At 46.7% G+C, this 1,182-nt stretch carries 2 protein-coding genes; both read left to right on the top strand.

Annotation, left to right across the window (positions count from 1 at the left end; all coding sequences use genetic code 11):
• A partial coding sequence (gene pyrB / locus R7070_RS25950) for an aspartate carbamoyltransferase (protein ID WP_318081016.1) occupies positions 1-761 on the top strand: 761 nt, incomplete at its 5' end.
• A 16-nt stretch (positions 762-777) separates the two neighbouring features.
• Positions 778-1,182: aspartate carbamoyltransferase regulatory subunit (pyrI, locus tag R7070_RS25945; protein ID WP_318141481.1), on the top strand; the 405-nt coding region annotated here is incomplete at its 3' end.

Here is a 1,182-nt window from a genome sequence, read left to right as displayed (position 1 = left end):
GCTTGTCGTTTGAGACCGCGATTCAACGCATTGGTGGTGATGTCATTGGTTTTGATAACGATGGTAATACGTCTCTGGCGAAGAAAGGGGAAACGCTTTCTGATTCTGTACAAGTTATCTCTTCATACGTCGATGCATTTGTGATGCGCCACCCTCAAGAAGGTGCAGCGCGCCTTGCTTCCGAGTTTTCGAATGGCGTTCCAGTGATTAACGCGGGCGACGGTGCTAACCAACACCCAACTCAAACTCTGCTTGACCTCTACACCATCGCGGAAACGCAAGGTCGCTTAGACAACCTAAACGTAGCATTTGTCGGCGATTTAAAATACGGCCGCACCGTTCACTCACTGACTCAAGCACTGGCGAAGTTCAATAACATCCGCTTCTACTTTGTCGCTCCAGACGCATTGGCGATGCCAGAGTACATCTGCGAAGAACTCGATGAAGCTGGCATTGAATACAGCCTACACACAGAGATGGAAGCGGTAATTCCTGAGCTCGATATTCTTTACATGACTCGCGTTCAAAAAGAGCGTTTCGACGAGTCTGAATATGCGCACATCAAATCGGCTTACATTCTGACGGCGGCTCTATTGGAAGGCGCGCGTGAAAATCTAAAAGTACTGCACCCGCTACCTCGTGTTGATGAAATCACGACAGACGTAGATAAAACCCCACACGCGTACTACTTCCAGCAGGCACAAAATGGCGTGTACGCTCGCCAAGCGCTGTTGGCTTTGGTTCTAAACGAAACACTGTAATCGAGGAGATAAAAACATGGCTAAAGAAACTCAATTGCAGGTAGAAGCAATCAAAAACGGCACCGTCATCGACCACATTCCAGCACAAATTGGTATCAAAGTGCTGAAATTGTTCGATATGCACAATTCTTCTCAACGCGTAACGATTGGTCTGAACTTGCCATCTTCAGCTCTGGGTCACAAAGACTTGCTGAAGATTGAGAACGTGTTCATCAATGAAGAACAAGCAAGCAAACTGGCGCTGTACGCACCGCACGCGACGGTAAACCAAATCGAAAACTACGAAGTCGTGAAAAAACTGGCTCTAGAGTTGCCAGAGAAAATCAACAACGTGTTTGAGTGTCCAAACTCAAACTGTATCTCTCATAACGAGCCAGTAGAAAGCAGTTTTAAAGTTTTCGAGAAGAAAGAAGAGATTCGT

This window comes from Vibrio sp. 1557, from assembly GCF_033340175.1.
Classification (GTDB): domain Bacteria; phylum Pseudomonadota; class Gammaproteobacteria; order Enterobacterales; family Vibrionaceae; genus Vibrio; species Vibrio alginolyticus.
The sequence above is the reverse complement of the archived record's forward strand: the minus strand, read 5'-3'. Positions and strand labels throughout refer to the sequence as shown.